This window comes from Ignavibacteria bacterium (assembly GCA_016873845.1).
Lineage (GTDB): Bacteria > Bacteroidota > Ignavibacteria > Ch128b > Ch128b > JAHJVF01.
This window is the reverse complement of sequence record VGVX01000006.1, coordinates 25438-51868: the sequence shown is the minus strand read 5'-3', so window position 1 is coordinate 51868 and position 26431 is coordinate 25438. Positions and strand designations below refer to the sequence as shown.

Below are 26431 nucleotides of genomic sequence, written 5' to 3'. Positions count from 1 at the left end.
AACTCTGGAGGGATTTTGAAAGTTAAAGATTACTTGCCTATTAATTTAATTGCCTTTATCGCTTTTGGTTTTGTGATGATTAACTCCGCATTCTCACAAAACTTGAACTCTCTGTATCTGGAAACTTCAGAAAAAATTGTAAGGAGAGCTTTAGTCGACCAAATCGGATATCAAATGCTTGGGGAGCTGTGCGAAATTGGACCGCGCCTAAGCGGCTCGGATCAATCCATAAAAGCAATTCATTGGGCAAAGAAAAAAATGGAATATCTGGGTTTCGATAAAGTCTGGCTTCAACCTGCAATGGTTCCGAAGTGGATTAGAGGAGATTTTGAATCTGCCCGAATCGTTAACTCAAAAACATTAAACGGACGAGCATTGGAAATCGCAGCTTTCGGAGGAAGCGTCGGTACAGATAGAGACGGAATCACAGCGGAAGTTGTCTCGGTTAACAACTTTGACGAATTAAATTCAATCGGCAACTCAATCAAAGGTAAGATTGTTTTCTTTAACCGCGCCTTAGATCTCGGTGAGACAAACACTTTCTCCGGGTACGGGAATGCAGTAAATCAGAGAACACAAGGTGCAATTGAAGCCGCGAAGTATGGCGCCGCAGCAGTTCTTGTCCGCTCTGTAACAACTAAACACGACAAAGTTCCTCATGTTGGTGTAATGTATTATGTGGACTCGCTTCCCAAAATTCCTTCTGCTGCAATTGGTTATCAGGATGCGGATTTTTTATACGAAGCCATTAGAAAGGAACCTTCTTTAAAAATCAATGTGCGGCTTTCGTGTAAAACTTTTCCCGACGTGCAATCTTACAATGTTATAGGTGAATTAATCGGAACCGAAAAACCAAATGAAGTAATAGTCGTCGGCGGTCATTTTGATTCTTGGGATAAAGGATGCGGAGCACATGATGATGGTGCAGGATGTATCCAATCGATGGAAGTTTTGGATCTCTTCAATCGGTTAAATATCAAGCCAAAACGCACAGTTCGATGTGTGTTTTTTATTAATGAAGAGAATGGCGTCCGCGGTGCAATTGGATATGCTAATTATGCAGATACATCAAAAGAAATTCACTATGCAGCTATTGAATCAGACCGAGGTGCATTTACGCCAAGAGGTTTTTATGTGGATGCAGATTCTGCCGTAATTCAGAAAATAGAAAGCTGGCTTCCATATCTGCAAAAAGCTCGCATTGAATGGGTAAGAAAGGGTGGAAGCGGAGTAGATATTTCTTTTATAAAAAATATTAAAGCAAAAATCGGTTATGTTCCTGATGATCAACGTTACATGGACGTGCACCACTCGGCGAACGACACATTCGACACAGTTCATCCGAGAGAATTAGAGCTCGGCTCTGCCGCAATGGCAATTCTAACATTTTTGCTGAGTGAAGAAGGGATTGAGTAATGGTAAATGGTAGATGGCAAAATGGAAGAGGGTTGAATCTAAATTGAATATTCAGAAAATTTCGTAAGAATATTTAATAATCCTGATGCTCAGTACGAGTAATTATTTCATCTTGCAATGCTTCGCTTAGATCACAGAAATAATCGCTGTAGCCAGCAACTCGCACAATCAGATTGCGATACAATTCGGGATGAGCTTTTGCTTCGAGAAGTGTCTCTTTATCAACAACATTGAATTGAATGTGATGCCCGCCTAATTTAAAATATGTTCTGATTAACGCAACGAATTTGTTAATTCCGTTTTCTTTCTCGAGTAATTGCGGAGTTAATTTTTGATTAAGCAAAGTCCCGCCGGTTCTACAATGATCCATCTTTGAAACAGATTTTAATACAGCAGTTGGCCCGTGTCTATCTGCACCTTGTGCCGGTGAAACACCTTCTGAAAGTGGCTGGAATGCGAATCGTCCATCCGGTGTTGCTCCAATCACCGAACCAAAATAGACATGGACAGTAGTTGGTAAAAGATTGATGTGATACGTTCCACCTCTAAAATTTTTTCTTCCGTCGATTGCATTGAAATAAGATTCGAATACTTGTTTCATTATATCATCTGCAAAATCATTATCATTTCCATAACGAGGAGTTTTATTCAATAGTAATTGTCTGGTCCGTTCATTCCCCTCAAAATTCTCTTTCAGAATTTGCATTATTTGTTTCATCTGTAAATTATTGTTTTCAAAGACATGATATTTTATCGCGCTTAATGAATCGGTGATTGTCCCAAGTCCAACTCCTTGAATATAGGATGTATTATAACGCGCTCCTCCGCTGTGATAATCTTTTCCGTTAGCAATGCAATCGTCAATCAGAAGTGAAAGGAACGGAGCTGGCATCTTTTCGGCATAGAGCTGTTCGATTACGGAATTTCCCTTGATCTTAACGTTTATGAAATGATTTAATTGCCTATCAAAGGCATAGTAAAGCTCATCAAATGAATTGAATGATTCTGCTTCTCCAGTTTTTATTCCGACTTGTTTTCCTGTTCGCGGATCAATTCCATCATTCAATGTAATTTCAAGAACTTTGGGTAAATTAAAATATCCGGTGAGATTGTAATTTTCTTTTCCAAAAGCTCCAACTTCAACACAGCCGCTTGAACCTCCGCAGCGTGCATCGATTAAAGTTTTACCCTGCCGAACTAATTCTTCTATAATTAAATCTGAATTAAACACTGACGGCTGACCAAATCCGGTTTTTATGATTTCCGCTGCATGCTTTACAAATTCATTTGGATTTTTCTTACTTACTTGAATTGAAGAGCTTGGCTGAATCAATCTCATTTTTTCAATCACATCGAGCAATAAGTAAGTAAGCTCATTCACTCCATCGGAGCCATCTTCTAAATGACCCCCAAGATTTATTTGAGCAAAGTCTGTGTATGTGCCGCTTTCTTCCGCCGTAACTCCAACTTTTGGAGGTGCGGGTTGATTATTAAACTTAATCCAAAAACATTGTAAAAGTTCTTCCGCTTTTTCTTTTGTCAAACTTCCTTCTTCAATTTCTTTTTTATAGAAAGGATAAAGGTGATGATCGATGTGACCGGGACAGAATGCATCCCATGTATTAAGTTCTGTAGTAACTCCAAGGTGTACGAACCAATAATATTGAATTGCTTCCCAAAAGTTTTGAGGCGAATTGGCTGGAACGCGCTTACAGACTTTAGCAATTTTTTCTAGTTCCGATTTTCTTGCTGGATCAATTTCTTTTTTGGATAAACTCAAAGCCTCTTCAGAATGACGCAATGCAAATGTAATGAGCGCATTGGAGCAAATCGACATCGCTTTCAGTTCTTGCTCTTTGTTGTGCGATTTAGGATCGTTGGAGTAGTCCAGCTTTTCTAAACTTTTTTGTATATCATTCTTGAAATCTAAAAATCCTTTTTTATAGATTTTATCGTCAAGTACCGTATGCCCCGGAGCTCGCTGTTCCATAAATTCAGTAAATATTCCGGCTTCGTAAGAGTCTTTCCATTCGAGTGTCATTTCACTAAAAATAAAATCCCGCATGGATTTGTCGTGCCAAAAGGGAATTATTTTTTCTTCATAAATTTTCCTTGAATCCTCGGAAACTGCAAACGGAATTTTTTTTCGATTGTTTAATATTTTTAAATCATGAAGTGAATGGCAGCAAAGTTCAGGATAAGTCGGAGTTGCTTTTGGAACCGGACCTTTTTCTCCAACAATCAATTCTCCATCACCAATATAAATTGGTTTGTTCTCCATTAAATGTTTGAATACAAGTGCGCGCTTAATTGGTTCAGACATTTTTTCGAAATTACTTTTATAGACTTCTGTAACCAGTTCTGCTCTATTAGTTGAAATGAATGGTTTTGCATCAAGACTTTGCTTACGAAGTTTTCTAACTCTTTCGCTGATCATTCTATCCTCCAACCTTTACGTTTAATCCATGTTCGTAAAAGATTTTTTCAACACTGATTATTTTATCTTTTAAGTGCTCTTTCACATTTCGCAAATCATTATTTATATTCAGGCTCTTGTATTTCTCCGCCGCTATTCTATGATAGGGGAGTATATCAATTCCGTTTGAATTTGGGAGTTTCAACATAAAATCGATCATTTCCCGAATACTTTTTTCATCATCATTGAAAAAAGGAATAAGAGGAATTCGGATTGTTACTTTTTTCTCAAGATTTAATAATTTTTTGAGATTGCTGAGAATTAATTTATTTGAAACTCCAGTAAAATGTTTATGCTTTTTATCGTCTATAATTTTTACATCGTAAAGAAAAAGATCGATATATTTGCTTACTTCCTCCAGAGCTTCCCATTTAGCGAATCCACAGGTATCAAGTGCTGTATGTATTTCTCTTTCTTTGCATGCTCGCGCAATCTCAACTAAAAAATCTTTTTGAAGCAGCGGTTCGCCTCCAGAAAATGTTACGCCGCCATTTGATTCTTCATAAAACGGAATATCTTTTTCTATTTCAGTCATCACTTCTTCGACTGTAACTTCTTTTCCAATTATCTCTCGTGCATCTGAAAAACAAAACTCTGTACAAGTTCCACAAACAATGCATTCTTTCGGATTTGTAACTACAAGATTGTCGTTCATTCTAACTGCGTCTTGTGTGCATTCTTCTACACATGCACCGCAGCGTATGCATCTTCCTTCACGATACATTACTTCAAAAACCGGTGACTGCCCTTCCGGATTATGACACCATGCACATATAAGCGGACATCCTTTGAAAAAAACAGTTGTACGAATTCCCGGTCCGTCATGAATTGAATATTTTCTTATGTCAAAAATAAATGCAGTCTTCAATTTTATTAGACTCTTTTAATAAAATGTCGAAATAAAAGCGAGGAAAAGCAAGCTTATTGTGAAAAAAAAGGATGAATTAATTAAACCAGATTCTTTTGCCGATTCTAAACGGCTTTAACAAACCTTAATGATTCCTGCTGTAATGTTTTCTCTTTTTGTACTTTAAGTGGTGGGGGCATCTTAATTTTTGATTTCAGTTGAATTGGAGTATGATCAATCTCTTCAGGTTTTGATGGTATTAAAAAATACTCTTTTAAGTAATCCCAATCTATATTTCGCAGAGTAATTACTTCATCAAGGTAAAAACTAACCCATCTATTACCAAGTTTTGAATTAGCTTCTTCTTGCTTTAGTTTCTTCTGAGTAATCTCAACGTAATATTCGTCTATCTCGAAACCAATAAACTTTCTTCCAAGTCGTTTTGCTGCAATCGCTGTAGTCCCAGTTCCGCTAAAAGGATCAAGTACAAGATCGGATTCATCTGTTGTCATCAATAGAATCCTCTCAAGTAAATGCACTGGTAGTTGACACGGATGTTCGTCTCTATATTTATTATGTTTTATTCTATGAATATCAACCCATACATCTGATACTAAAGGTCCGAATGGGTGCAAACCCGATTTTTTCCCGCCATAATCTTTTGATAAATAATTTGTTTTTCTATCTCTTTTATGCGGGCATCTTATTTCATAAAACTTTAAAAGAGACGAGTTCTTTGCATAAAAGAGAATACCATAATGATTTGGTTGTAATGTTTTACCCATAGGTGCAGTCGGAGCGTCCCAAGAAACCCAGTGTTTGAAGTCAGCTTTCTTATTAAGAAATGTCGCAAAGTAAGTAAGCCATTTAGGAATGTTATGAAGCATAATTGAACCTGTCGGCTTGGTAACTCTGACCATCTCGCCGATCCATCTTTCACACCACTCGAGATATTCGTGAAACTTCAAGCTGTCCTTGTAGTTGTTATAATCTTTCTTCAGGTTAAAAGGCGGATCAGCAAAAGTCAAATCGAAAGTATTATCTGGAATCTCTTTAATTAATTCCAAGCAATCGCCCTGAATAATTCTATCAACAAATTGTTCTATCATATCCTTTTGAATTCTTTCCTAAGGTAGTAGTCAAATCTTTTTAGCTCTGACTTATGAAAAGTGAAAACATCATCATATGCGGAAACCATTCTCATCAAATCCCCTTTTCGAACATACCACCCAATCCCATCAACAAATCCAATGAACTTTGCTTTTGGATAATACTTTTTAATTAGTTTATTGATGTTAGTTTCAGTTTTTGATTTATCGCCCTGTCCAGAGGAAGTAGTCACCAAAAACGAACATTCAATTATTAGCTTTGGTTTTGTCTTATTCGGTAGTATAAAATCCATCGTTCTTTTTACCACTTTTTCTTTTCTAAGAAGTTCTGCAAGATCACCTTTTTCAAAGGGGACTTGTGAGTCTTCTATCAATTGCTGAATCAAGAATTCAGGATTGTTACCACTCTTACCTGAATATGAACCTTTCTCTTTGTATCTAACTAACGTGTCAATAATTGCAGGAACTTCGAACTTTAATTTTGAAATACTTAATTTCTTCAGTTCGAATAATGGCAATGTATTAATTAAGAATGGCACCGTCGATCCTTCAAAGAATAAATTAACCAGTCCTTTTCGAAAATGTTCATTTTCATTAATGAGATTCAAGATTTTTGCATCACCCCACTCTGATATTTCTACTTCTTCTTCATTTGAGCACCATTTATCCTTGTTCATTAGATTAGATAAAATTTTATCATGAGTAACCCTAATGACAGTAATGAGACGTTTTAGATTTTCATTTGAAAAGCCTGTTAGTGCTAATAATGCTCGCAAACCATTCTCGCGATTTAATAGAAGAGAATCAAATAACTCTTTTCTTAAACCCTTCGTTTCAATTTCATTCCTAAGAAATAGAAGTGATTCTGTTAAAGAGTTAATATGGCTTTCATACTTCTCTTGAAACTTTACGTTGTAGAAATAGAAAGTATTTTTTTCGATTACCGTACTAAATTTTGTATCGACTGAGACTTTCACATCTCAAATTTAGTAAATATTAATGTAAAATATTGCCCAAACCTATTTATGGTATTTACCAGAGATTCCACCATTTATATGATGGAATCTCCAAAAAAATATTTACTTTTTCAATTCGGTAATTGCTTTCTCAAGGAATTTTACTCCATCTTGAGAATGAGTTATCGATTGAGTTAGTGACTCTCTTGCTAAGTCAGGATTGTGGAATCCATCTGAATTTTCCGCTGTCCACCACTCCCAAAGTGTGTGTGCATCATCATGAAACTTGCGTGATTCTTTTAAGACTTCTTCGTTAACACCGAGATCTTTTGCACGTGTATACGTATCGATATATTGTGCAAGCCAGAATTCAGCTTTTTTCATTTTCCCGCGGATATAGTTTTGAATTGCATCGATTTGATATTCAGCTTCTTTTTCTGTCCAAGTCTTGTGGCAGCTTATACAAGTTTCTTTTGTCATGTATCTTGCGCTTTTTTGTCCATGCCAAGTGTAAGACTTATTTCCTTTCTTAACTTGAGGCATATGACAATGTTTGCATTCAACTCCAGCCCGTTCGTGCTTGCTCATCCAAAATGTTTCGGTTTCGGGATGCTGAAGTTTCGAAAGAGAGGCGCCGGTAACAGCATGCTTGAAATCTTTAAAAGCAAACACTTCCATTTTTTTGTTATAGTCCAATACGTTAACCCATTGGAAAATATTTGTCCTGGGATCGGCTTTTGAAATAGCTTCGCCAGTAACCGGGTTGTGCCCAGGATTGCAATTATACTCAACATGGCACTGTGCACACATTAAATTTGAGTCTGCTTTGTTAAGTATTCCAATAGCACGAAAATCTCTGAACATAATTTTTTTCATTGTAATCTGTTTGCTCTTCTCTTTATCATAAGGGTAGGTCCCTTCACCTCTGTCAACAACAGCTTCAATGAGAGCATCACGAACGACACGTGGATTCGTTCCATGCGGATCGTGACAGTGAATGCACCCTACAGGATTTTGCAAGTCGCGTGCAAACTCAACTACTTTAGATGTTCTCGACCACTTCGCATCAGGTGATGGCTCGCCTTTATACTTCCATTTGAGAATGTGATCGGTTGTTTTACAGCTTAAGCAGGTTGGATTTGCTGCGGTTGCAGTTTGCGGAAGAAAAACTTTTTGTTCGCTTGTAGTTGGTTCTTTATCAACAATTAAATCCCAAACTTTACCTGTTTTAGTTATGTACTGCCAATCTTTTAATTGAAACCTTCCGCCGTAGGCACGGTCGACTATGTAATGATCAACCATCATGAATGCATGACTGCGCGGTTCGGCGTGTTCTTTTGTAAATCCATGCGGCATCATGAGTTTATCGAAGGTTGGAGATCGGCTAGTAGTTGTTGACTTTTCAACTCTCGCTTTTGATTCAAGATTGACATGGAAGAATGATTCAAATTGATCTTTGTGACACTTTCCGCAAGTTGAAAGCTCAAGATTCGTAACGGGCTTATTACTTGGATCGTCAAGATGTTTTGAAACATCTGAATGGCATGTTGAACAGCTTAGCTTTGCGTGCTTTCCGTTTGTATGAAGCTCTTCAACTTCCGAGTGACAGGTGAAACATGTTTCTTTGTCAATCTTTTGATCACTTGCAAGATTTACAAATTCGGTTGAAGAGTTCGTTTGCTCTGCTGAATCCATTCCGATGAAAGTGAATCCAGCCACAAACAAAAAGAGCAAAAGAATTGAATAAAACGATTTTATTTTTTTGTTCATGACTTCCTCATATTGTTTGGACAAATATAATAAATATTATAATCAGACAAAATACTCTTGTTAATTAATGCATGAATTGGAGGGCGAATAGTAAAATTCTCATTTTTAAATTAATTTTCGCGATGAAAGATTAATCAGTTTTATTAATTTGCTTAGGCTTAAGTGCGTGTAAATCGATGTTTTTGGGAATTCCTCCAGGAAACCTTGAATACCTTTTAACCGCTTCAAACCAATCATCATCAGGGTTTTCTTCAGCAAATCTTCCGCTGTGAGAAGCGATTGCAGAGTTAATAATTCCACTTACAAGCCAAACCGGCATAGAAATAATTAGGAACCATCCATGCGTAACCGAAGCTACACAACCACCGAGAGTCCACCAAGTCAATGAGCTTGTTTCTCTTTTATATAGGTCAATGATCGCTTCTTTAATATCTTCAATTGCAATTTTCGAAAGCCCATTTTCATTCAATAGCAAAACAGTCTTTTGTTCATATCCGATGAACTCACCGCCTAAAAAGTAATAGTCATCTGTATCATCAAGTCTTAGAGTAATCCACGCACCGTAAACGTCTTCAGAAATATTTTCAGGTTCTGGAAGCCAATTATCCGGAGCTTTAACTGACATACAATTAGATATAACGAACATTAAAATAAATACGAGAATAATTTTACTTGTTTTCATATTTACTCTCCCAAAAGATTTTATCCATTGTTGGTTCTATCTTTTTATATTCCGGTGCGAGCTTTTTAAAATGATTTCGTGAATCAAAAAAGAACGCAAACAAATTTTCTTGACTTTCTTCCTTCAGCCAGGCATCTCTCATCCATTCGTAATAATAACCTTTCGATTCAACAAAATATTCGTAGTTAGAATAATCTTCAGGAAGTTGAAAAAATAAAGAATATGAATCGCCAGGAAATGTCACTAAATATTTCGAAGAGTCGTGAAGCCGCTGCAATGCACTCTCATCACATACTTCATCTTTTGAAACTTCGATCGGGAAAATTCGCTGTGGTTCAACTTTGTTAATGACTTGTCCAATTGCTGCGTAATCGATCCGCCACATTCCGCGTGTCATTCTAATTTGAATTTTCAATGGGAGTGAATAAGAATCAATTAGTGAAGCTAATTCAAGATTTCTTGCAATCGGACCGTTTTCACTTATCGATCCGCATTTTTTCCATTTTTGGTTTTCGTCAAGAATATATATTTCCAAATCACCCAAAAGTGAATATGACTTCGAGGTAAAATCTTTAATATTAGAATTGTTAGTTTCAAGTTTCGCGAGCCAATCTCCGTATTTCGAGCCCATATAAGCAAGACTTTGATAGATCAAATAAGTCGTTAATAAAGTTTGCCTGTATCCTAAAACCAATCCGAGCTTGCCATCTGGAATTTGATCAAATGTTAATTCAAGCGTTTCTTTAACAGCAAGATCGGATGAATCGGTTTCAGAATAATATTCTAAATCATTAAAACTTTTAATCCTTTCCAAGCAATCACCATTATCTGAATCACAAATTTTTGGCGGCTGAAGATTCGCCACTTCATAAAATTCATTTGAGTGAGTATGAAAAACTTCGCTGTCGTGATGCCTTCTTGCTGCTAAGATGTTTAAGTATTTTATCGAATGTGTTTCGAGAGCTTCATTTGTAACTTTTATCTCTAAATTTCGATTCTGAGGTTTTAAAGAATGGAGAGCATCGATATCTTCTTCCTCTAATACTCTCGCAATGCTCGATGAGAATCCTTCAGCTTGCAAGGACATATCTTTTCCATCCCAAGCATAAATGGTAGGACAAGACCCAAAACATGCTTTCGGATTTGTTAAGCAATAAACTGTAAGCGCCCCAGAAACAAGTGTTAATCCTCCGAATGCCTCCGTCATAAGCGAAGGATCAAGAACATTCGTCTCTATTAATAAAATTTCATTATAAGGGATTTGTAAATATCCTTCGTCCTGTATTTCTCGGTTGTGATCATACAAAATCCCGGTTCCGGTTATTGTTTTATTTTGTTCGTCTACAATCCATTTTTGGAGAACATAAACTCCGCCATCTGCCTTATGGATTTTGATAAATTCGGATTGATGATCTATGCTCGCCGATTTTTTAACTTCACTAACTTCTCTAGTTAGATTGTAACTCTGACAGCTGAACAAAAAAATCGCTGTCGGCAGTAATAACGCAACAAGAAAAAGTGATCTAATTCTCATGCAACGCCTCCCAAAATTAATTTCTATTAAATTCTACAATGACATGTTACTTCTTGCCACAAGCTTAAGAATAAAACTTGTAATTTTCATCTGCTTTAATGAAATAACAGAACACCAATTTTAGGGCTAAGTAAAGTGCTGGCGATCCTAACGTTTTACACTTTTTGAGAAAGCTTCAACTTAACGTATTCACCTATAAGAATTGATGTTGGATAAAACAGCTCTTCTTCAGTTTTTGCGTGAAGCTTCAGTTTCTCGGCAAAGTTAGCGCACTCCATTTTATTCTCTTTCTTTGCAACCTCGATTAGTTTGTCGAGTGCGGCTACGATTGTTTTATGCTCCTCAAGCATTGTTGGAAGCTCAGATTTTAATTTTTCCGTCATCTCAAGAACTTCCTTCATCTCCGACGTGATTTTTCCGCTTGCTAAATCTTGCAGAAGACCGAGTGGAGGAAGTGCATACGCTTCTTCATTAACAAAGTGAGGATGAAGTATCTTCGCTACATATTTTGCGGCTTCACCGATTTCACCGCCGACCTTCGTTGCGGCAACAAGCATCTCATGAAGTTCATCGTGTTCGATTTTCATCGGTTGAGGAATTTCGAATTTCATTTTTAGTTCCTTTCAAAAATATTTTTATGATGTTCATGACTTTCACTTTCTTGTGAATGTTCTTCAGGTGATTTGATTATAGAAGTAAAAATCCCTTCGACATAATGAATGAAAGTTACGTAGTGTTTAACGAATTCTCTTCCAGCTTCAATATCACTCTCTTTTCCGAAGGATCCTTCGGAATATTTTTTTGTATGGAGGACATGTTTGAATCTCTTCATTAGTTCTTCTTTCGAGAGTGAATTGATCTTATTGATTAATTCTGCTATTGAACCTTTTTCGACTGACAAATCCGCTTCAGCGATTCCCGGCTCAGGAGTTAATCCTGCCGGTTTTAATCCGGTGTAAGGAGCACCTTCACCCGCACGATGAATGCGAACTAACGTTTCGAAGAAATACATGTCTGCAAACTCTTTTGCTTCAGGGCTAAGTTTCCGGACTTTGAGAGTTTTTTCGAATGCCTTTTTAATTCTTCGGCAAGACGTGATGAGAATTTCCCTACAGGATTTGTTTCTTGAGTAAAGATCACATCGGGATCAAGCATTTTAATTTGTTCAAGCAGAGTATGAAATCTACGCTCTCTTCTTTCGTCTGTTTCATATTCTCCGTACGAAAAAGTGCCATTGTAATCCAATCCCGACCAGACGATAATAGTGAGGAATTTTAGTTACTACCTTGTCCAAATAAAACATTTATTGATATGAATACGATTAGAATAAAAGGATTTCTTTTTTTCACTACGAATTCTCCATTAAGTAATTTTAACTCGTTAATAGATTCAATAAAATTAAAAATTATACGCAAATCCTATCCACGGCAGAAATGGGAACGATCCTTCTCCAATAATTTCTGATTGGGTAAAGAAACCAAAATCCGCTGCAAGATTTTCTCCAAAGAATCGAATGCCGAAAGAGATAACAGCTCCATCTACTTCTGGAAACACCCAATTTTCGCTTAAGAGTTTTACATTATTCGATAATTGATATTCAAGTCCGATCATTGCAAATGGTTTTTCAGTGAAATTGCCCTCAGCATATCCAAATCCAAGCCCGGCCGAAAAAGAGAATGGATAATCGCCGTACGTACCGACACCATATACAATCGATGCCGAAACATCTTTAAGCGCCATCCAAAGCAGCCCTGAACTTAATGAAAATTTATCCTCATTAATGATTCTTAATTTTGGCGCAAAATATTTTAACTGATACTCAATTGGAATGCCGGGTAATAAAGTCATTCCCCCGCTGAGCGTAATATAATCAGTTACTCCATATGCGATAAATGGAAGGAATATTTCATATACAGAAAAATATCCCTTACCTTGCCGGAGGGTTCTTGCCGTCGGAGCAAAGAACAAGCGTGTTTTGTTCGGATCGCTTCTTATATATTCTCCCTTATAAAGCATTGCTTGAATTGTTTTTCTTTCGGCGATAAGATTTTTATTTATCTTCATCTCAACTCCGGCAGTTGATAGCACAATTATTTGGTCGGAATCTTCTGATAGAATCGTACCTTCAATTTCAGCTCCGTTTGTGAGTGTGAAGCGGGTAATTGTGGTAGTATCTGTATGAGCTGATGCAGCGACAACCATTACTGTAGAAACTACAATAAGTGCTATTGAGACAAAATTCGACTTCATTTGAATAATTCCTTTCACTTAATATGAATTTGCTTATCTTAAAATACTATGTTTATATAACTTTATGAACTCTTTTAGCATTTGACTCGCTCGAATAATTGCCCCAAGTTGTAAATATCATAACAGTGCACGACATCATAATCCAGTGGAAAACAATTGCTTCAATCTGAAATGACCGCTTGGCAAAAACAAAATCTGCGATCACAAAGAAAAATAATCCAAGTAGAATTTGTGGAATTAAATATCTCAGATTATAAAACGGAATTAAAGTTAACTCGGTAAACCTTATATCACCGTTCTTAACAATTTCAAGATCAACTTTATCGCCTATGTTCAGTCCATCTAAAATAAATTCGAGGTCTTCCTGCGTATCTATTTTATATTCATTAACCGATAAAACTTTTTCTCCATTAAAAACGTCTACATCGAATCGTGCTGAATAAACTTTCTCTATGATCAAACTATTCGGATAAAAAACCATTGGCCGCCCAGCTTTCTGCCAAACATGATAGAAGCCTACAAGACAGATTACTAGGATTAATGCGTCGGCAAGAAATGTTACGCCCTTTTTGCTCATTTTCTTTTTGTGTTCCTCCTGAAGCGAATATAATTATTATTTGGACAAAATAATTTGAAACTTTTTTGGTAGAAATGAACTACAATAAGTGTTTAAAATTCAAGATTTTACGGAAATTGCTCTGCTTGTTTTTTTTACACTAATGGATTAAATTGACTTGCTTTTTTAACAAATTTCAAGGAAAAAATTGCTTAAAGCTTCGATAAGAGCTAAAACTAACGACTTCCCTAAGCCAAAAAGAGAGGATTCTCTTCGTCAAGAAGAGATTAAAGCGCGCGGGAATATTCCCAAACATATAGCAATTATTATGGACGGAAATGGAAGATGGGCAAAATCCCGAAATCTTCCTCGTGTTGAGGGACATCGTCGTGGAGTTGCATCAGTAAGAGATATCGTTGAAGCTTCTGCACAACTTGGCGTTGAGCATTTAACCCTTTTTGCTTTCTCTACTGAAAATTGGAAGCGTCCAAAAGAGGAAGTATCAACCCTAATGCGGCTGTTATTGAAAAGTCTACGTGATGAAACTGACGAACTTCATAAAAATAATATCAAACTCCAAATGATAGGCGATTTTGACACTTTACCTCCTGAAATTGGCAAAGAGCTTTTGGAAGCAAGCAAAAAAACGATAAATAATACTCGCATGACCTTGAATCTTGCATTAAGCTACAGCGGAAGATGGGATATTTTACGAGCTGTTAAAAATATTGCCACACTTATTTCAGAAAAAAAATTATCTCCTGAAGGAATTGACGAACATTTATTTAGCAGTCAATTAACCACGGCAGATATTCCCGATCCAGATTTACTTATCAGAACAAGCGGTGAAATGAGAATCAGTAATTTTCTTCTGTGGGAAATTGCTTACTCAGAAATTTTTATTGCAGATGTTTTTTGGCCCGAATTTAGAAGAAAACATCTTTACCAGGCAATTGATAATTATCAAAACAGAGAGAGACGATTCGGCTTAGTCAGCGAACAGATAAAAACTAACGGAACAATAAAGCGTGATCAAAAAAAGAAATCTCAAGCAGTTGCATAGAATTACATTATTATTCTTAATTTTAATTTCTGCATGTTCATCCTATGCACAGGTAGCTAAAACATCTTATAGAATATTGGGCGTTGATGTAAGCGGTAATGTCACTGCGGATAAATCTGTCATCATTGCCGCAAGCGGTTTAAGAGTTGATGACGAAATAGATATTCCTGGTGATGCAACAATTAATGCGATAAAACGGATAATGGGACTAAATATTTTTGGCCATGTTGAAATCGTTAAAGAGAGACAAGTTGGCTCAGGCATTTTTATATTGATAAAAGTTGAAGAGTTCCCGCGAATAGAAACCTACGTCATAACTGGGAATGATGATATAAACGAAAGTGACCTGAATAAGAAAATCAGCTTAGTAAGGGGACAGATAGTTAAACCGCAGGAAATCAGTAAAATAAAGCGGACTATTCTCAAGACTTATGAAGACGAGGGCTATCTCAACGCAGTTGTTATTCCGAAGATCCTGAAATTTAAATCTGCGGATACTTCAGGAAATATTGTTTATGTAAACTGGTATAATCCCGATGATTTAAGCGAAGAGCACACAACTGAAATCAAACTCGACGATAAGCTTCAAGCGGAATCGCTTAGAAGAATTCATAATCGAGTTCTTCTAAAAGTTGAAATTGAAGAGGGACCCGAAGTTGTCGTTCGTAAAATTCGTTTCTTTGGAAATGAATATTTTGATGACGGCGACCTGAAAAGTGAACTTGACGAAACTTCAGAGAAAAAATGGTGGAAGTTCTGGTCGAGCGCAAACTTCAATCGGCAAAAATTCGACAAGGATAAAGAGCTTCTTGTAAAGTTTTATAAGAAAAAGGGATTCAGAGATGCGGTTGTCCTAAGAGATTCAATTTCTCTCGACGAAAAAAAGAAAGATATGACAATCGATATCTATCTGCACGAAGGCCCGCTGTATAAAATCAGAAATGTTACATGGGTTGGAAATACAATTTATAACAGCGAAGTTTTGAATCGTCGACTTGATTTTCAAACCGGCGATGTGTTTGATTACGAAAAATTTGAAAGAAACTTGCGTCAGAATGAGACTCAATCCGATGTTTCTTCACTCTATTTTGATAACGGATATCTTGGCTTCAGCTTAAGAACCGATGAGGTAAAAGTCGGCGAAGATTCAATCGACCTTGTTATAAAGCTTTCAGAAAAAAATCAATTCAAGATCGGTTATGTTGATATCAAAGGTAATGACAAAACGATGGATAAAGTTGTCCGAAGAGAACTTTTCACTAGACCTGGCGATTTCTTTAACAGAGCTTTATTGATAAGAAGCTTACAGCAGCTCGCAAATCTTCAGTATTTCAACGTCGAAAAGTTATATCAAGAGGGGGTTGATTACTTCCCTTCTTCAGACAGCACTGTGGACATAACGTATAAGGTCGAAGAAAAATCGAGCGATTATTTGAATGCATCTGTCGGCTATAGCGGCAGTTTTGGTTTCAGCGGAGCAGTTGGAATTACATTAACGAATTTTTCAATCACAAATCCGTTTACGATTGGCGGCGGGCAAGTTCTCAATTTTAATTGGCAGTTTGGTTTGGGAAATTTCTATAGAACTTTCTCCACTGGTTTTACAGAGCCGTGGTTCATGGATACTCCAACATTAGTCGGCTTTGATGTTTTCGACACGAGACAGATTTATATTTACGATCTGCGTCAATTCGGTGGAAGTATGCGCCTCGGCAGGCGGCTTACTTGGCCAGATGATTATTTTCAAGTACAAGGAAGTTTGCGTTATCAAATGAATGACGTGCGAAGCGGCGGCGGATTTTATAGAGAAGGGAAAACAAAACAATTTACTCTCGGCGCAACTATTTCCCGCCGTGATCTGGACAATCCAATATTTCCATCAATGGGAAGCAATGTAACCTTAAATGCTGATCTTTCAGGCGGTCCGTTTTTACCAGGCGATGTCGATTATCTTAAAGTCGACTTAGATCTTGAATGGTACAGAAGATTGTTTAATTCAAATAAATTGACTTTACACTTCGCATCATCATTTGGAATGATTTACGAAATCATCGATGGAACACCTATTCAGCCGTTTGAATATTACTTCATGGGTGGTAATGGTTTGGTTATTGCAACTGAACCATTGCGCGGCTATGACGACCGATCAATCGGACCAAAAAATTCCAAAGGACAAATTATCGGCGGAAAAATTTCTGCAAGGAACACTCTGGAATTAAGGTTTGCTGTAACTCTAAATCCAATGCCCTTATATCTTCTCGCTTTTGCAGAAGCAGGAAATGTTTGGCGTAATATGAAAGATGTCAGTCTGTTTGATTTGAGACGTGCAGTTGGCGTTGGTGCAAGAATTTTAATTAATCCAATCGGTTTAATTGGATTTGACCTTGGCTATGGTTTTGATAGAAAAGCTGTCTCAGGACAAGATCCAGCTTGGATATTCCATTTCCAATTTGGAAGAGGATTTTAAATAAATAACGTCGCACAATTTTAGTGCTGAACTAATTTCTATTTTTTATTATTGTTGGTTAGTTTTTATTCATGTATGTAAAAGTGCGGCCAGTATAAAATAAATTTACTATGAGGTAAACGTGAAAATCAAAAATGTATTCTATGTTCTAATTTTATTTTTCTCAGCAAATGTTTTTGCTCAAGTGCAGGTTAAAGTTGGTATAGTTGATTCTGAAGTTATCCTTGCACAGCTTCCTGATTATAAAACTGCACAAGACAAATTAAATGAAATTATTAAGGGATGGCAGGCAGTTCTCGATAGCTTAACTACAGACTTTCAGATGCGTCTTGAAAGCTACCGCAAACAAGAATCTATGATGACAGAAGACAACAAGCTAAAAGCTCAGCAAGATCTCATCAAAATGGAACAGGATATTCGTGATTATCGTCAAAAACGTGATATCGTAACAAAACAAGAAGAACTTCTTGCACCAATTAAAAAGAAAATTATCAACATGATTGAGAAAGTCGCAAAGGAAGAAAAAATTACTTTGGTTTTGGATAAAGCCGGCGACGTGGTTGTGCTTTTCTCTGATCCAAGTTTTGATATTACATTTAAAGTTTTAGACAGACTAAAAAGAGGATAAAACTCAAACGAGGCAGCTATGAAAAAAATAATCGTAATTGCAGCATTAATTTGTTTCGGCTCTATTGGATTTGGCCAAACTAAGGTCGGATTCGTTAATTCCGAAGCGATAATGAAAGAACTTCCCGAAGCTCAAGATGCACAGCAAAAACTTGATAATCTCGTCCGCGATTGGCAGGCTGAGCTCAAAAAGATCGAGGACGATTGGAAGAAAAAGTACGTTGAATACGAGAGAAATAAACTCATCATGAGTGATCAAACGAGATCCGACAAAGAAAAAGAATTGATAGAGCTTGAAAACAAAATTTCGCAGTTCCGGGAACAGAAATTTGGTCAGAATGGGGAACTCTTTCAAAAACAAGAAGAATTCATGAAACCGATACAGAATAAAATCTTTAATGCTATTAAAATTGTTGCTGAGGAAGAAGAATATGATTTTATTTTCGATAAAAGCGGCGAGATCCTTCTTCTTTATACAAATGAGAAACACGATTTAACCAATTTAGTATTAGAGGTGATCAAATAATTTTTAATGCACTTAACGGTTAAAGAAATAGCTGCTTTTGTTGAAGGCAAGATTGTCGGAATTGAAGATAAACTTATTTCTAATGTCGCCAAAATTGAAGAAGCCAAATCCGATGATCTTTCTTTCCTGTATCAGGATAAGTTTGAAAAATATCTAAATGAAAATTCTTCTTTCACTTTATTGGTGAAAAAAGATTTCACAAAATCGTTTCCGAATTTAACTCTCATCAAGGTAGGCGATCCTTATCTTGCCTTTATTAAAATAATTGAAAAATATTTTGTCCCACAAGTCGAGCTGCCTCCTCTTTTTGATTTGCAAAAAAATCAACCTGTGAATTTTTCCTGCGGTAAAAATTTCCGTTGCGGCAGTAATGTATTTATAGGCAAGCATTGTAAAATCGGAAATGATGTTACTATCTTTTCGAATGTAACGATTCTAGACAATGCGGAAGTTGGAGATGATTCAATTATCTATCCAAACGTCACGATACGGGAGAGATGTAAAATTGGGAAACGAAATATTCTCCATCCGGGCGTTGTCATCGGCGGCGATGGATTCGGTTATTATAAGAATCCAGATAAAAGTTATAGAAAAATTCCGCAGATCGGAATAGTTGTCTTAGAAGATGACGTCGAGATAGGATCAAATACAGCAATCGATCGAGCAACTGTCGGTGAAACAAGAATCAAGCGGGGAACTAAATTAGATAATCTTGTTCAGGTCGGGCATAACGTAGTTCTTGGAGAAGACTGTGCTGTCTCGGGGCAAACGGGTTTTGCAGGCAGCACGAAAGTCGGCAATAGATTAATTGCCGGTGGGCAAGTCGGCTTCGCAGATCATCTTAACATTGAAGATGATGTAATAGCAATGGCACAATCGGGAATTGCGAACGATCTAAAAAAAGGAAAAGCATATTTTGGCTCTCCAGCAATAGAAGCTCGCGAATCAATGAAACTCAATGCGATAATCAAAAACCTTCCTGCATTAAGAATTCAAGTCATGGAACTTCAAAAAAAAGTTGATGAGCTTACAAAGAAATTAGATGAGCAGACGGGTAAATAAAGAAAGGTGATCGATGGTAGAACAGCAATGTACAATTAAAAAATCGGTGTCGTTATCAGGTGTAGGAATTCATACTGGAACCGAATGCACAATGACATTCAACCCCGCGCCTGAAAATTATGGAATTCGATTTATTCGAGTTGATCTGGGCGGCTCCCCCGAAATTCCTGCAATCGTTGATAATGTGGTTGATATTTCAAGAGGTACGACACTTGCGATCGGCGAAGCAAAAGTCCATACTGTTGAACACGTTCTCTCTGCGGTTTATGGATTGAAGATTGACAATATCAGAATCGAATTAGACGGCATCGAGCCGCCTATAGGAGATGGCAGCTCGCGAATGTATGTCGATTCCCTGCTTGAAGCCGGCATCGAGAAACAAAATTCTCCAAAAGATTATTTAGTAATTGATCAAACCGTTATGTATCAAGACGAGCAAAGAGGTGTTGATATTGTTGCACTTCCATTGGACGACTTTCGAGTTTCGGTGATGATTGATTATCACAATCCGGCACTTGGCAGCCAGCATTCAAGCTTATTCAGTCTAGAAAAAGAATTCATTGAAGAATATTCAGCATCGAGAACATTTTGCTTTCTAAGTGAAGTCGAGCAGCTTGTTAATCAAAATTTGATTCAAGGGGGAGATATCGACAACGCAATTGTAATCGTTGACAAAGAAATGGAACAGAAAGAGCTTGATAGCTTGCTGCAAAACTTAAAGTTAAGCAAGAATGTTATCCTCGGCGATAATGGAATTCTTAACAACGAAAAACTTAGATTCAAAAACGAACCTGCTCGTCATAAAGTACTGGATTTAATTGGCGATTTAGCTTTAATCGGCGCTCCATTAAAAGCTCAGATATTAGCCGCTAGACCAGGGCACAAAGCAAACGTAGAATTCGCCCGTCAGATAAGAAAACTTTATCAGCAGAAAAAACTCGAGAAGAAATACCAATTCGTTAAGAAAGAAGGGGTTATCTTTGATGCGAATGCTATTCTGCGAATTCTTCCCCATCGATATCCTTTTGTTATGGTTGATAAAATTGTTGAATTGAAAATGGGTGAAAGAGTTGTTGGTGTAAAATCGGTTACAATCAATGAACAGTTTTTTACGGGACATTTTCCAGGCCAAATGGTAATGCCTGGAATTTTAATCCTTGAAGCGCTCGCACAATCTGGTGGAATTCTTCTTCTTAATTCTATAGATGATTTTGAGAATAACCTCGTTTACTTTATGGCAATTAACAATGCAAAGTTTAGAAAGCCCGTTGTTCCCGGTGATCAATTAATTCTTGAAGTCGACTTGGTTAATCAACGAAGCAAAACATTCATGATGAAAGGAAGGGCTTTAGTTGATGGTAATGTCGTTGCCGAAGCGGACTTCATGGCAGCGGTAGTTCCCAAAGAACAGAAAAAATAAAATTTATGTCAAAGATCCATCCAACTTCCATTGTAAGTACAAAAGCTGAGATTGCGGACGACGTTGAAATCGGTCCATTTTGTGTTATCGATGAAGATGTAAAAATTGGAACTGGCACAATACTCTTAAGCCACATTACTATTTACAAACATGCTCGTATTGGTAATAACAACAAAATTTTTCCAGGTAGTGTAATTGCCGCTGTTCCTCAAGATTTAAAATTTAAAGACGAGTTCACAGAAGTATTTATCGGCGATAATAATACAATTCGTGAATGTGTTACTATAAGCCGCGCAACAAGTGCAACAAAGAAAACGATAATTGGAGGCGGATGCCTCTTGATGGCTTACGCACACGTTGCTCACGATTGTATTGTAGAAGACAATTGCATAATCGCTAACGGAACACAATTAGCTGGTCATGTTCATGCAGAAGAGTTTGTGATAATTGGCGGCTTAGTCGGTATTCATCAATTTACTCGTATCGGCAAGCACAGCATGATTGGTGCATGCTCAAAAATTGTTAAAGATGTTCTGCCCTTCGCTCTTTATTCAGGAAATCCCCTTTCATATGAAGGATTGAACAAAATTGGATTACGAAGAAGAGGATTTTCCGAAGAATCAATCGCCGAATTAAAAAAAGCCTTTGGTTTTATTCACAATCCGGCATACAACACAACACAAGCCGTGAATAAAATAAATGCTGATGTTAGTTTAACAAAAGAAGTTGAACACCTGCTTAATTTCATCAAGAACAGCAGGCGCGGTGTTACAAAGTGAAAATCTGGAATTTTGAGAACACTTTTGAGAACGACGGCAAATTCAACATGAATAGAGACGTTGAACTTTGCCAAGCTGTAAGTACAACTGGCGTTCCAACACTTCGACTTTATAGATGGAAGCCCTTCACTATCTCACTCGGATACAATCAAAAAGAAAATGTATTGAATTTAGAGAGATGCAATTCGGATGATATCGGGATAGTTAAGCGTCCAACCGGAGGCAGAGCAATTTTGCATGCTGAAGAATTGACCTATTCAGTAACGATGAGAATAAACGAGAAAAACTCTGCCCAAATTTACAATGAGATTAGTGAAGCTCTAATATTCGGATTAAGATTGTATGACAAAAAACTCGAGAGTGTCGAACTGGAGAAAAATCAAATTGATTTTACTTCTTTCTATAAATCTCATAGTTCAATCCCTTGTTTTTCAAGTTCTGCTAAGTATGAAATAAAACTTGAAGATAAAAAACTTGTTGGGAGCGCTCGGAGAGTATTTGGAAATACAATTCTTCAGCACGGTTCGATCCTTTGCGGTGATTACCACAAAAAACTTGTAGACTATTTAATTCTTTCAGAATCAAACTTGAGTGAATTAAAGAATGATCTCGATTCAAAGACAATCAGCATTGGAGAAATTACTGAAAATGATGTCGATTATTCAAGGCTGGCTTCATGCATAAAATTTGGGTTTCAAAAGAAGTTCAGCATCGCATATTCAAACGAAATAGAAATGATAGAAGTATGAGCAGCACAAGTGAAATTCGCAGAGTAACAACCCGACGTATCATTGAATTGAAAAAGGCAAAAGAAAAAGTCGCGGCTTTGACAGCTTACGATTTTTTAATCGCCCGCCTCTGCGATAGAGCAGGAATTGATATGATCTTAGTGGGTGATTCGGTTGGAAATGTTTTTCAAGGACACGAAACAACTCTTCCTGTAACTCTCGACGATATGATCTATCACACAAAAGCAGTGCAGCATGGTGTAAAACGTGCAATGATAGTTGTCGATATGCCGTTCATGAGCTATCAAACCAATCCAGATGAAGCTTTCAGAAATGCCGGGAGAATAATGAAAGAAACCGACGCCGGTGCCGTTAAGCTTGAAGGTGGGGCAATTATCGCAGAGACGGTTGCAAAACTAACCGCAAACGGAATTCCAGTATTGGCTCACATCGGATTAACCCCGCAATCTATCCATCGTTTCGGTGGTTATCAGCCAAGAGGAAGAGACACAGAAGAAGCCGCACAATTAGTGAAAGACGCAAAAATACTTGAAGACGCCGGCGCTTTCGCAATTGTTATTGAAAAAATCCCAGCTCTGCTTGCAAAAAAAATTACTCAATCAGTAAACGTACCGACAATTGGAATCGGTGCTGGCAGATATGTGGATGGGCAAATTCTTGTTGTGTACGATATGCTTGGACTTCTCGAAGAATTTAACCCCCGTTTTGTAAGACGATATTTAAATCTTTCTCAAACAATCTGCGATGCTTTCGCAAAATATGTTGAAGACACAAAATCAGGCGCATTTCCGAACGAGAAGGAAAGTTATTAGTTAATTGAATTAAATCTATTCATACCTATCCAGCTTAAACTTTTCGCCCAAATAAAGTTTTCGAACGAGTTCATCGTTAGCAAGAAAATCCGAACTCCCGCTTCTGAAAATTTCCCCTTCAATAAGAATGTATGCACGATCGACGATTGATAGCGTTTCGTGAACGTTGTGGTCGGTGATTAACACTCCGATTCCGCGGTTTTTTAGATTTGCTACAAGCTGCATAATATCTTCGACTGCGATTGGATCAATGCCGGCGAAAGGTTCATCAAGCAAAATAAATTTCGGCTCGGTTGCAAGTGCACGTGCAATTTCAGTTCTTCTTCTCTCTCCGCCGGATAGTTGAAAACCTTTCGTCTTACGGATATGCGTAAGTCCAAGATCCTCTATTAATCTATCTCTTCGTTCTTTTCTCTCGGCGGAACTTAATTTCATGAACTCAAGCACTGCCATTATATTATCTTCAACCGAAAGCCTTCTAAAAACAGAAGCTTCTTGGGGCAAATATCCGATTCCAAGGCGGGCACGTTTGTACATTGGAAGCTGGGTGATTTCAAGATCGTTAAAGAAAACTTTTCCGCCGTTTGGCTTGATCATTCCAACAACCATATAAAATGTTGTAGTTTTTCCTGCACCATTCGGTCCAAGCAAGCCAACGATTTCACCCTGAGTTACATCCAAAGAAGCGTTTTGAACAACAGTTCTTTTTCTGTAGCGTTTTATTAAGTTTTCTCCGCGAAGTATATCTTTATGCATAAGTAATTTTTTTAAGGCTTAGACTTAGATTAAGGCTGAGACTAAGGCTAAGACTAAGTATTTGTTTTGAATTGACAATTAAATATTAGAATCAAGTGTTTTCATGATTGAATTAAGTTCTTTAATAATTTCTTTCGACATTTTAATTAAACTTTCACACACTTTTTTATCTGATATATAATCTAATTCTTTTGATACCAAAGCTTGACTTATAAGTTCGTAGCAACTTCCTCGGGAAATTTTATAAAATCTATTTTTATCTTTCGGTTCATATCGTCCGTAACCTTCGGCAATATTATGGGCAATTGAATTCGCTGCTCTCCGCATATCCGAAACAATCCCAAATTTCTCATCAGACGGAAAATCTTTCGTAATCCTATAAATTTCAATTATTAAATCAAAAGCTGACTGCCAAACATGCATTTTCCTAAAATCATCATTTTCCATTCTTAATCACTTAGCCTCAGCCTTAGTCTTAGCCTTAATGTTAATCAGTTTTCGCTCACGCAAAATCATTTCCTTAGTCGGTCTGTCGTCAAGCCAAAAAAATCCTGCGAGTTGAAATTCTTTTTCTTTGTTCAATATTTTTTCTTCTGGGTAATATTCCCCTTCGGGACTACCATAAAGTTTAATTTCTTCAACTTTATTATCAGATAAAAAAATCAATGTGCTGTCGCCGCTTGCTTTGTTGAGTCCGTTCGGCTCATTCTCGTCGTAAAGATAATAAATGCTGAGTGCATTTCCTTTAACGAAAACAGATTTGAGTTTACTGCTGTCGAAATCCATCTTAATGAATGAACCATTCATCTGATTGAATCGCTTTGGATTCAGCGTGTCTTGCGTAATCAGAAATGAGGCACCATGAATATAAACTTGATGAATTTTATTTTCTTTCGTGAATATTTCAACCGAATCTCCGTACGATTGATTTTCGTTGTACCAAAAAATCGGCTGAACTTCGTTCGATTTGACGGTTACAATTTTTCCCTCTTTCTTGAAATATTGAGTAATGTTATTTCGAGATGCAAATCCTCCACGCCAGATATTCACCGAATCGATTGCAGTGTAGCACTCACTTTCTCCACGAAACGATTCCATTCTGCGAGATGAAATGAGAAGCGTATCGATCTTTCCATCATCCGCAGTATCGATCTGGGTAAACAGTGGATCGCCCATAAGCAACGAGTATTTCTTTTCTTCATAATTTTCTAAATGACTGCAGTAAATTTTTACATTATCATTTTTATTTTCGATACGAACATTGCCGTCTGCGAAAGAGTTTTTCTCTTTCCGGAAATAAATCAGCGTATCTGAATATATAAAATTATTTCCCTGAACAATATTTACACCGCCCTTCGCAATTGCTTTCTCTGAATCAGTGAAATAGACTAATTGTTTGGAAGTCAGCGCTGTAGTATCGTCTTGAAGCTTTACATTTCCGCGGAACACTGCCATTTTCTGATCAAAGAAATAGTCTCCGCTGTCGGCACTTAGATTTACTTTTCCATCATTCAAAACTACTCCCTTATTTCCAGATGCTTTTTTGATATTCCCGAAATAAAATCCCTTTGGTGCAGTAACGGTTACATCACCTTGCGTTATTTTTACATTTCCTTCAAGCTCTGCTTTATTGCTTTCGAGATATTGAATACCGCGATCACAAAAAATGTTTATATCATCTTGAATAAGATGAACATTTCCATTGAGAATCCTGACACTTTCGTTGTTGATAATTTTTCCAACGAGACTGTCGGCATTGATCAATTGCACAACTTTAGTTTCTTGGGAATAAACTGACTCAATAAAAAAAATGAGAATGAAAACAAAAAGAAAGTGGACGGATTTCATTTTTTATTAAAACTGTTCATCTGTTTTTCACGATTCTATTTATCATTCTCATATCCTTCATTCTCTCGTTTCTATTCTTCCACTCACACGAAAGATAACATAGTTTTTCATGCTTTGATCAGATTCAAATCCATATCCTTGTATTTGCTCAGTGGGTGATGTTATTGTAACAAATTTTTCAGTTGTAATTTTTTTAGTTGCTTGTTTCCAGATTAATTCTTCGGTCTGAAGTACAACTCCGCTGTCCGAACGTACTACAACATTTCCAAAAGCAAAAAGATCGTTAGTAGCATCGTCGACTCTGCCGCTGTCTGCAGTTAAAATACTTGTATGATTTTGTTCGCGGTCAAAAAAATCTATTTGCAAATTTTTATCTAGTAAGGTTTCGTTTCGAAATTGAAACACTCTGACATGCCCAACGTTCAGAATTGCTCTAGTTGAACCAGAATCAGAAAAAACGACTCGTGAATTCCAACTTTCTTGATCCGGAATTTCTTTTAAATCAATATTGATTGAAGTCGGTTTGACTTTTTCATCACTGCATGAATTAATAAAGAGAAGAAAAAATGAAAAGAAAAATACCGGTAAAATTATTGTGAAAATTAATCTCTTACTGAAGTTACGCAAAACAGTCATTCTGAACGAAGTGAAGAATCTAATGTTGCAGTTTTTAGAGTTTTTTAGATGTTTCGCTTCGCTCAACATGACAAAAAATCCATTCTGCGT

At 37.0% G+C, this 26431-nt stretch carries 26 protein-coding genes; 10 read left to right on the top strand and 16 right to left on the bottom strand.

The window, feature by feature from the left end:
* Positions 1–75: 75 nt before the first annotated feature.
* On the top strand, positions 76–1416 hold the full coding sequence (locus tag FJ213_03010) for a M20/M25/M40 family metallo-hydrolase (protein MBM4175131.1): 1341 nt from the start codon (positions 76–78) through the stop codon (positions 1414–1416).
* A gap of 73 nt (positions 1417–1489) precedes the next feature.
* On the opposite strand, the gene FJ213_03005 is transcribed toward FJ213_03010, so the two are convergent.
* From FJ213_03005 to FJ213_02950, 12 genes are all read right to left on the bottom strand, one after another.
* A complete protein-coding gene (locus tag FJ213_03005) occupies positions 1490–3850 on the bottom strand; it encodes a glycyl radical protein (GenBank protein ID MBM4175130.1) in 2361 nt (786 codons plus the stop codon).
* A gap of 4 nt (positions 3851–3854) precedes the next feature.
* Positions 3855–4766, bottom strand: a complete 912-nt coding sequence (locus FJ213_03000) for a glycyl-radical enzyme activating protein (GenBank protein MBM4175129.1) — start codon at positions 4764–4766, stop codon at positions 3855–3857.
* A 98-nt stretch (positions 4767–4864) separates the two neighbouring features.
* Entirely contained in the window at positions 4865–5848 is a 984-nt protein-coding gene (locus tag FJ213_02995; GenBank protein MBM4175128.1) for a site-specific DNA-methyltransferase, read from the bottom strand.
* On the bottom strand, positions 5845–6525 hold the full coding sequence (locus tag FJ213_02990) for a hypothetical protein (protein ID MBM4175127.1): 681 nt from the start codon (positions 6523–6525) through the stop codon (positions 5845–5847). Before FJ213_02990 ends, FJ213_02995 begins: the two co-directional genes overlap by 4 nt.
* Positions 6526–6927: 402 nt before the next feature.
* Positions 6928–8574 (bottom strand): ammonia-forming cytochrome c nitrite reductase subunit c552, encoded by a 1647-nt coding sequence (locus FJ213_02985; GenBank protein MBM4175126.1) that lies wholly within the window; start codon positions 8572–8574, stop codon positions 6928–6930.
* Between the two features lie 130 nt (positions 8575–8704).
* Positions 8705–9256 carry a hypothetical protein gene (locus tag FJ213_02980; GenBank protein MBM4175125.1) on the bottom strand — a complete coding sequence of 184 codons (552 nt, stop codon included), beginning with the start codon at positions 9254–9256 and terminating at the stop codon, positions 8705–8707.
* A complete protein-coding gene (locus FJ213_02975) occupies positions 9243–10790 on the bottom strand; it encodes a hypothetical protein (GenBank protein ID MBM4175124.1) in 1548 nt (515 codons plus the stop codon). The genes FJ213_02980 and FJ213_02975 overlap by 14 nt, the downstream gene beginning before the upstream one ends.
* Before the next feature lie 155 nt (positions 10791–10945).
* Positions 10946–11401: a hypothetical protein gene (locus FJ213_02970; protein MBM4175123.1), complete on the bottom strand. Its 456-nt coding sequence runs from the start codon at positions 11399–11401 to the stop codon at positions 10946–10948.
* 2 nt (positions 11402–11403) lie between these two features.
* On the bottom strand, positions 11404–11802 hold the full coding sequence (locus tag FJ213_02965) for a hypothetical protein (protein ID MBM4175122.1): 399 nt from the start codon (positions 11800–11802) through the stop codon (positions 11404–11406).
* The gene (locus tag FJ213_02960) at positions 11781–12035 is read right to left on the bottom strand and encodes a hypothetical protein (protein ID MBM4175121.1); all 255 of its coding nucleotides are present in this window, start codon (positions 12033–12035) and stop codon (positions 11781–11783) included. The genes FJ213_02965 and FJ213_02960 overlap by 22 nt, the downstream gene beginning before the upstream one ends.
* Before the next feature lie 153 nt (positions 12036–12188).
* Complete coding sequence (locus FJ213_02955; protein MBM4175120.1) at positions 12189–13040, bottom strand: hypothetical protein; 852 nt, start codon at positions 13038–13040, stop codon at positions 12189–12191.
* A 52-nt stretch (positions 13041–13092) separates the two neighbouring features.
* Positions 13093–13617, bottom strand: a complete 525-nt coding sequence (locus tag FJ213_02950; GenBank protein ID MBM4175119.1) for a hypothetical protein — start codon at positions 13615–13617, stop codon at positions 13093–13095.
* A gap of 202 nt (positions 13618–13819) precedes the next feature.
* On the opposite strand from FJ213_02950, the gene FJ213_02945 reads away from it, so the two are divergent.
* From FJ213_02945 to panB, 9 genes are all read left to right on the top strand, one after another.
* Positions 13820–14659 (top strand): isoprenyl transferase, encoded by an 840-nt coding sequence (locus FJ213_02945; protein ID MBM4175118.1) that lies wholly within the window; start codon positions 13820–13822, stop codon positions 14657–14659.
* Positions 14628–17126, top strand: a complete 2499-nt coding sequence (gene bamA / locus FJ213_02940) for an outer membrane protein assembly factor BamA (protein ID MBM4175117.1) — start codon at positions 14628–14630, stop codon at positions 17124–17126. The genes FJ213_02945 and bamA overlap by 32 nt, the downstream gene beginning before the upstream one ends.
* A 127-nt stretch (positions 17127–17253) precedes the next feature.
* Positions 17254–17754, top strand: a complete 501-nt coding sequence (locus tag FJ213_02935; protein ID MBM4175116.1) for an OmpH family outer membrane protein — start codon at positions 17254–17256, stop codon at positions 17752–17754.
* An 18-nt stretch (positions 17755–17772) separates the two neighbouring features.
* The gene (locus FJ213_02930) at positions 17773–18279 is read left to right on the top strand and encodes an OmpH family outer membrane protein (protein ID MBM4175115.1); all 507 of its coding nucleotides are present in this window, start codon (positions 17773–17775) and stop codon (positions 18277–18279) included.
* A 6-nt stretch (positions 18280–18285) separates the two neighbouring features.
* A complete protein-coding gene (gene lpxD, locus FJ213_02925; GenBank protein MBM4175114.1) occupies positions 18286–19341 on the top strand; it encodes a UDP-3-O-(3-hydroxymyristoyl)glucosamine N-acyltransferase in 1056 nt (351 codons plus the stop codon).
* 13 nt (positions 19342–19354) lie between these two features.
* A complete protein-coding gene (locus FJ213_02920; protein MBM4175113.1) occupies positions 19355–20761 on the top strand; it encodes a bifunctional UDP-3-O-[3-hydroxymyristoyl] N-acetylglucosamine deacetylase/3-hydroxyacyl-ACP dehydratase in 1407 nt (468 codons plus the stop codon).
* A 5-nt stretch (positions 20762–20766) separates the two neighbouring features.
* Positions 20767–21540 (top strand): acyl-ACP--UDP-N-acetylglucosamine O-acyltransferase, encoded by a 774-nt coding sequence (lpxA, locus tag FJ213_02915; protein ID MBM4175112.1) that lies wholly within the window; start codon positions 20767–20769, stop codon positions 21538–21540.
* A complete protein-coding gene (locus FJ213_02910) occupies positions 21537–22289 on the top strand; it encodes a hypothetical protein (GenBank protein MBM4175111.1) in 753 nt (250 codons plus the stop codon). Before lpxA ends, FJ213_02910 begins: the two co-directional genes overlap by 4 nt.
* A complete protein-coding gene (gene panB / locus FJ213_02905) occupies positions 22286–23101 on the top strand; it encodes a 3-methyl-2-oxobutanoate hydroxymethyltransferase (GenBank protein ID MBM4175110.1) in 816 nt (271 codons plus the stop codon). Before FJ213_02910 ends, panB begins: the two co-directional genes overlap by 4 nt.
* A 15-nt stretch (positions 23102–23116) precedes the next feature.
* Here panB and lptB read toward each other — a convergent pair whose 3' ends face one another.
* The 4 genes from lptB to lptC all read right to left on the bottom strand — a co-directional run bounded on the left by lptB (position 23117) and on the right by lptC (position 26410).
* On the bottom strand, positions 23117–23857 hold the full coding sequence (gene lptB, locus FJ213_02900) for an LPS export ABC transporter ATP-binding protein (GenBank protein MBM4175109.1): 741 nt from the start codon (positions 23855–23857) through the stop codon (positions 23117–23119).
* A gap of 78 nt (positions 23858–23935) precedes the next feature.
* Positions 23936–24304 carry a four helix bundle protein gene (locus FJ213_02895; protein ID MBM4175108.1) on the bottom strand — a complete coding sequence of 123 codons (369 nt, stop codon included), beginning with the start codon at positions 24302–24304 and terminating at the stop codon, positions 23936–23938.
* A gap of 6 nt (positions 24305–24310) precedes the next feature.
* A complete protein-coding gene (locus tag FJ213_02890; GenBank protein MBM4175107.1) occupies positions 24311–25705 on the bottom strand; it encodes a hypothetical protein in 1395 nt (464 codons plus the stop codon).
* A 57-nt stretch (positions 25706–25762) separates the two neighbouring features.
* Positions 25763–26410, bottom strand: coding sequence for an LPS export ABC transporter periplasmic protein LptC (lptC, locus tag FJ213_02885; protein MBM4175106.1), 648 nt, complete (start codon positions 26408–26410; stop codon positions 25763–25765).
* Positions 26411–26431: the final 21 nt, after the last annotated feature.

Bases quoted from the DNA above. Each gene is read 5' to 3' on its own strand.
- FJ213_02980 (MBM4175125.1), bottom strand. From the start codon at position 9,256: ATGAAAACAAGTAAAATTATTCTCGTATTTATTTTAATGTTCGTTATA.
- lpxA (MBM4175112.1), top strand. From the start codon at position 20,767: ATGTCAAAGATCCATCCAACTTCCATTGTAAGTACAAAAGCTGAGATT.
- FJ213_02920 (MBM4175113.1), top strand. From the start codon at position 19,355: ATGGTAGAACAGCAATGTACAATTAAAAAATCGGTGTCGTTATCAGGT.
- FJ213_02930 (MBM4175115.1), top strand. From the start codon at position 17,773: ATGAAAAAAATAATCGTAATTGCAGCATTAATTTGTTTCGGCTCTATT.
- FJ213_02975 (MBM4175124.1), bottom strand. From the start codon at position 10,790: ATGAGAATTAGATCACTTTTTCTTGTTGCGTTATTACTGCCGACAGCG.
- FJ213_02985 (MBM4175126.1), bottom strand. From the start codon at position 8,574: ATGAACAAAAAAATAAAATCGTTTTATTCAATTCTTTTGCTCTTTTTG.
- FJ213_02890 (MBM4175107.1), bottom strand. From the start codon at position 25,705: ATGAAATCCGTCCACTTTCTTTTTGTTTTCATTCTCATTTTTTTTATT.
- FJ213_02970 (MBM4175123.1), bottom strand. From the start codon at position 11,401: ATGAAATTCGAAATTCCTCAACCGATGAAAATCGAACACGATGAACTT.
- lptB (MBM4175109.1), bottom strand. From the start codon at position 23,857: ATGCATAAAGATATACTTCGCGGAGAAAACTTAATAAAACGCTACAGA.
- panB (MBM4175110.1), top strand. From the start codon at position 22,286: ATGAGCAGCACAAGTGAAATTCGCAGAGTAACAACCCGACGTATCATT.
- FJ213_02955 (MBM4175120.1), bottom strand. From the start codon at position 13,040: ATGAAGTCGAATTTTGTCTCAATAGCACTTATTGTAGTTTCTACAGTA.
- FJ213_02990 (MBM4175127.1), bottom strand. From the start codon at position 6,525: ATGAACAAGGATAAATGGTGCTCAAATGAAGAAGAAGTAGAAATATCA.
- FJ213_02965 (MBM4175122.1), bottom strand. From the start codon at position 11,802: ATGTATTTCTTCGAAACGTTAGTTCGCATTCATCGTGCGGGTGAAGGT.
- FJ213_02950 (MBM4175119.1), bottom strand. From the start codon at position 13,617: ATGAGCAAAAAGGGCGTAACATTTCTTGCCGACGCATTAATCCTAGTA.
- FJ213_03010 (MBM4175131.1), top strand. From the start codon at position 76: ATGATTAACTCCGCATTCTCACAAAACTTGAACTCTCTGTATCTGGAA.
- lptC (MBM4175106.1), bottom strand. From the start codon at position 26,410: ATGTTGAGCGAAGCGAAACATCTAAAAAACTCTAAAAACTGCAACATT.
- FJ213_02995 (MBM4175128.1), bottom strand. From the start codon at position 5,848: ATGATAGAACAATTTGTTGATAGAATTATTCAGGGCGATTGCTTGGAA.
- FJ213_02895 (MBM4175108.1), bottom strand. From the start codon at position 24,304: ATGGAAAATGATGATTTTAGGAAAATGCATGTTTGGCAGTCAGCTTTT.
- lpxD (MBM4175114.1), top strand. From the start codon at position 18,286: ATGCACTTAACGGTTAAAGAAATAGCTGCTTTTGTTGAAGGCAAGATT.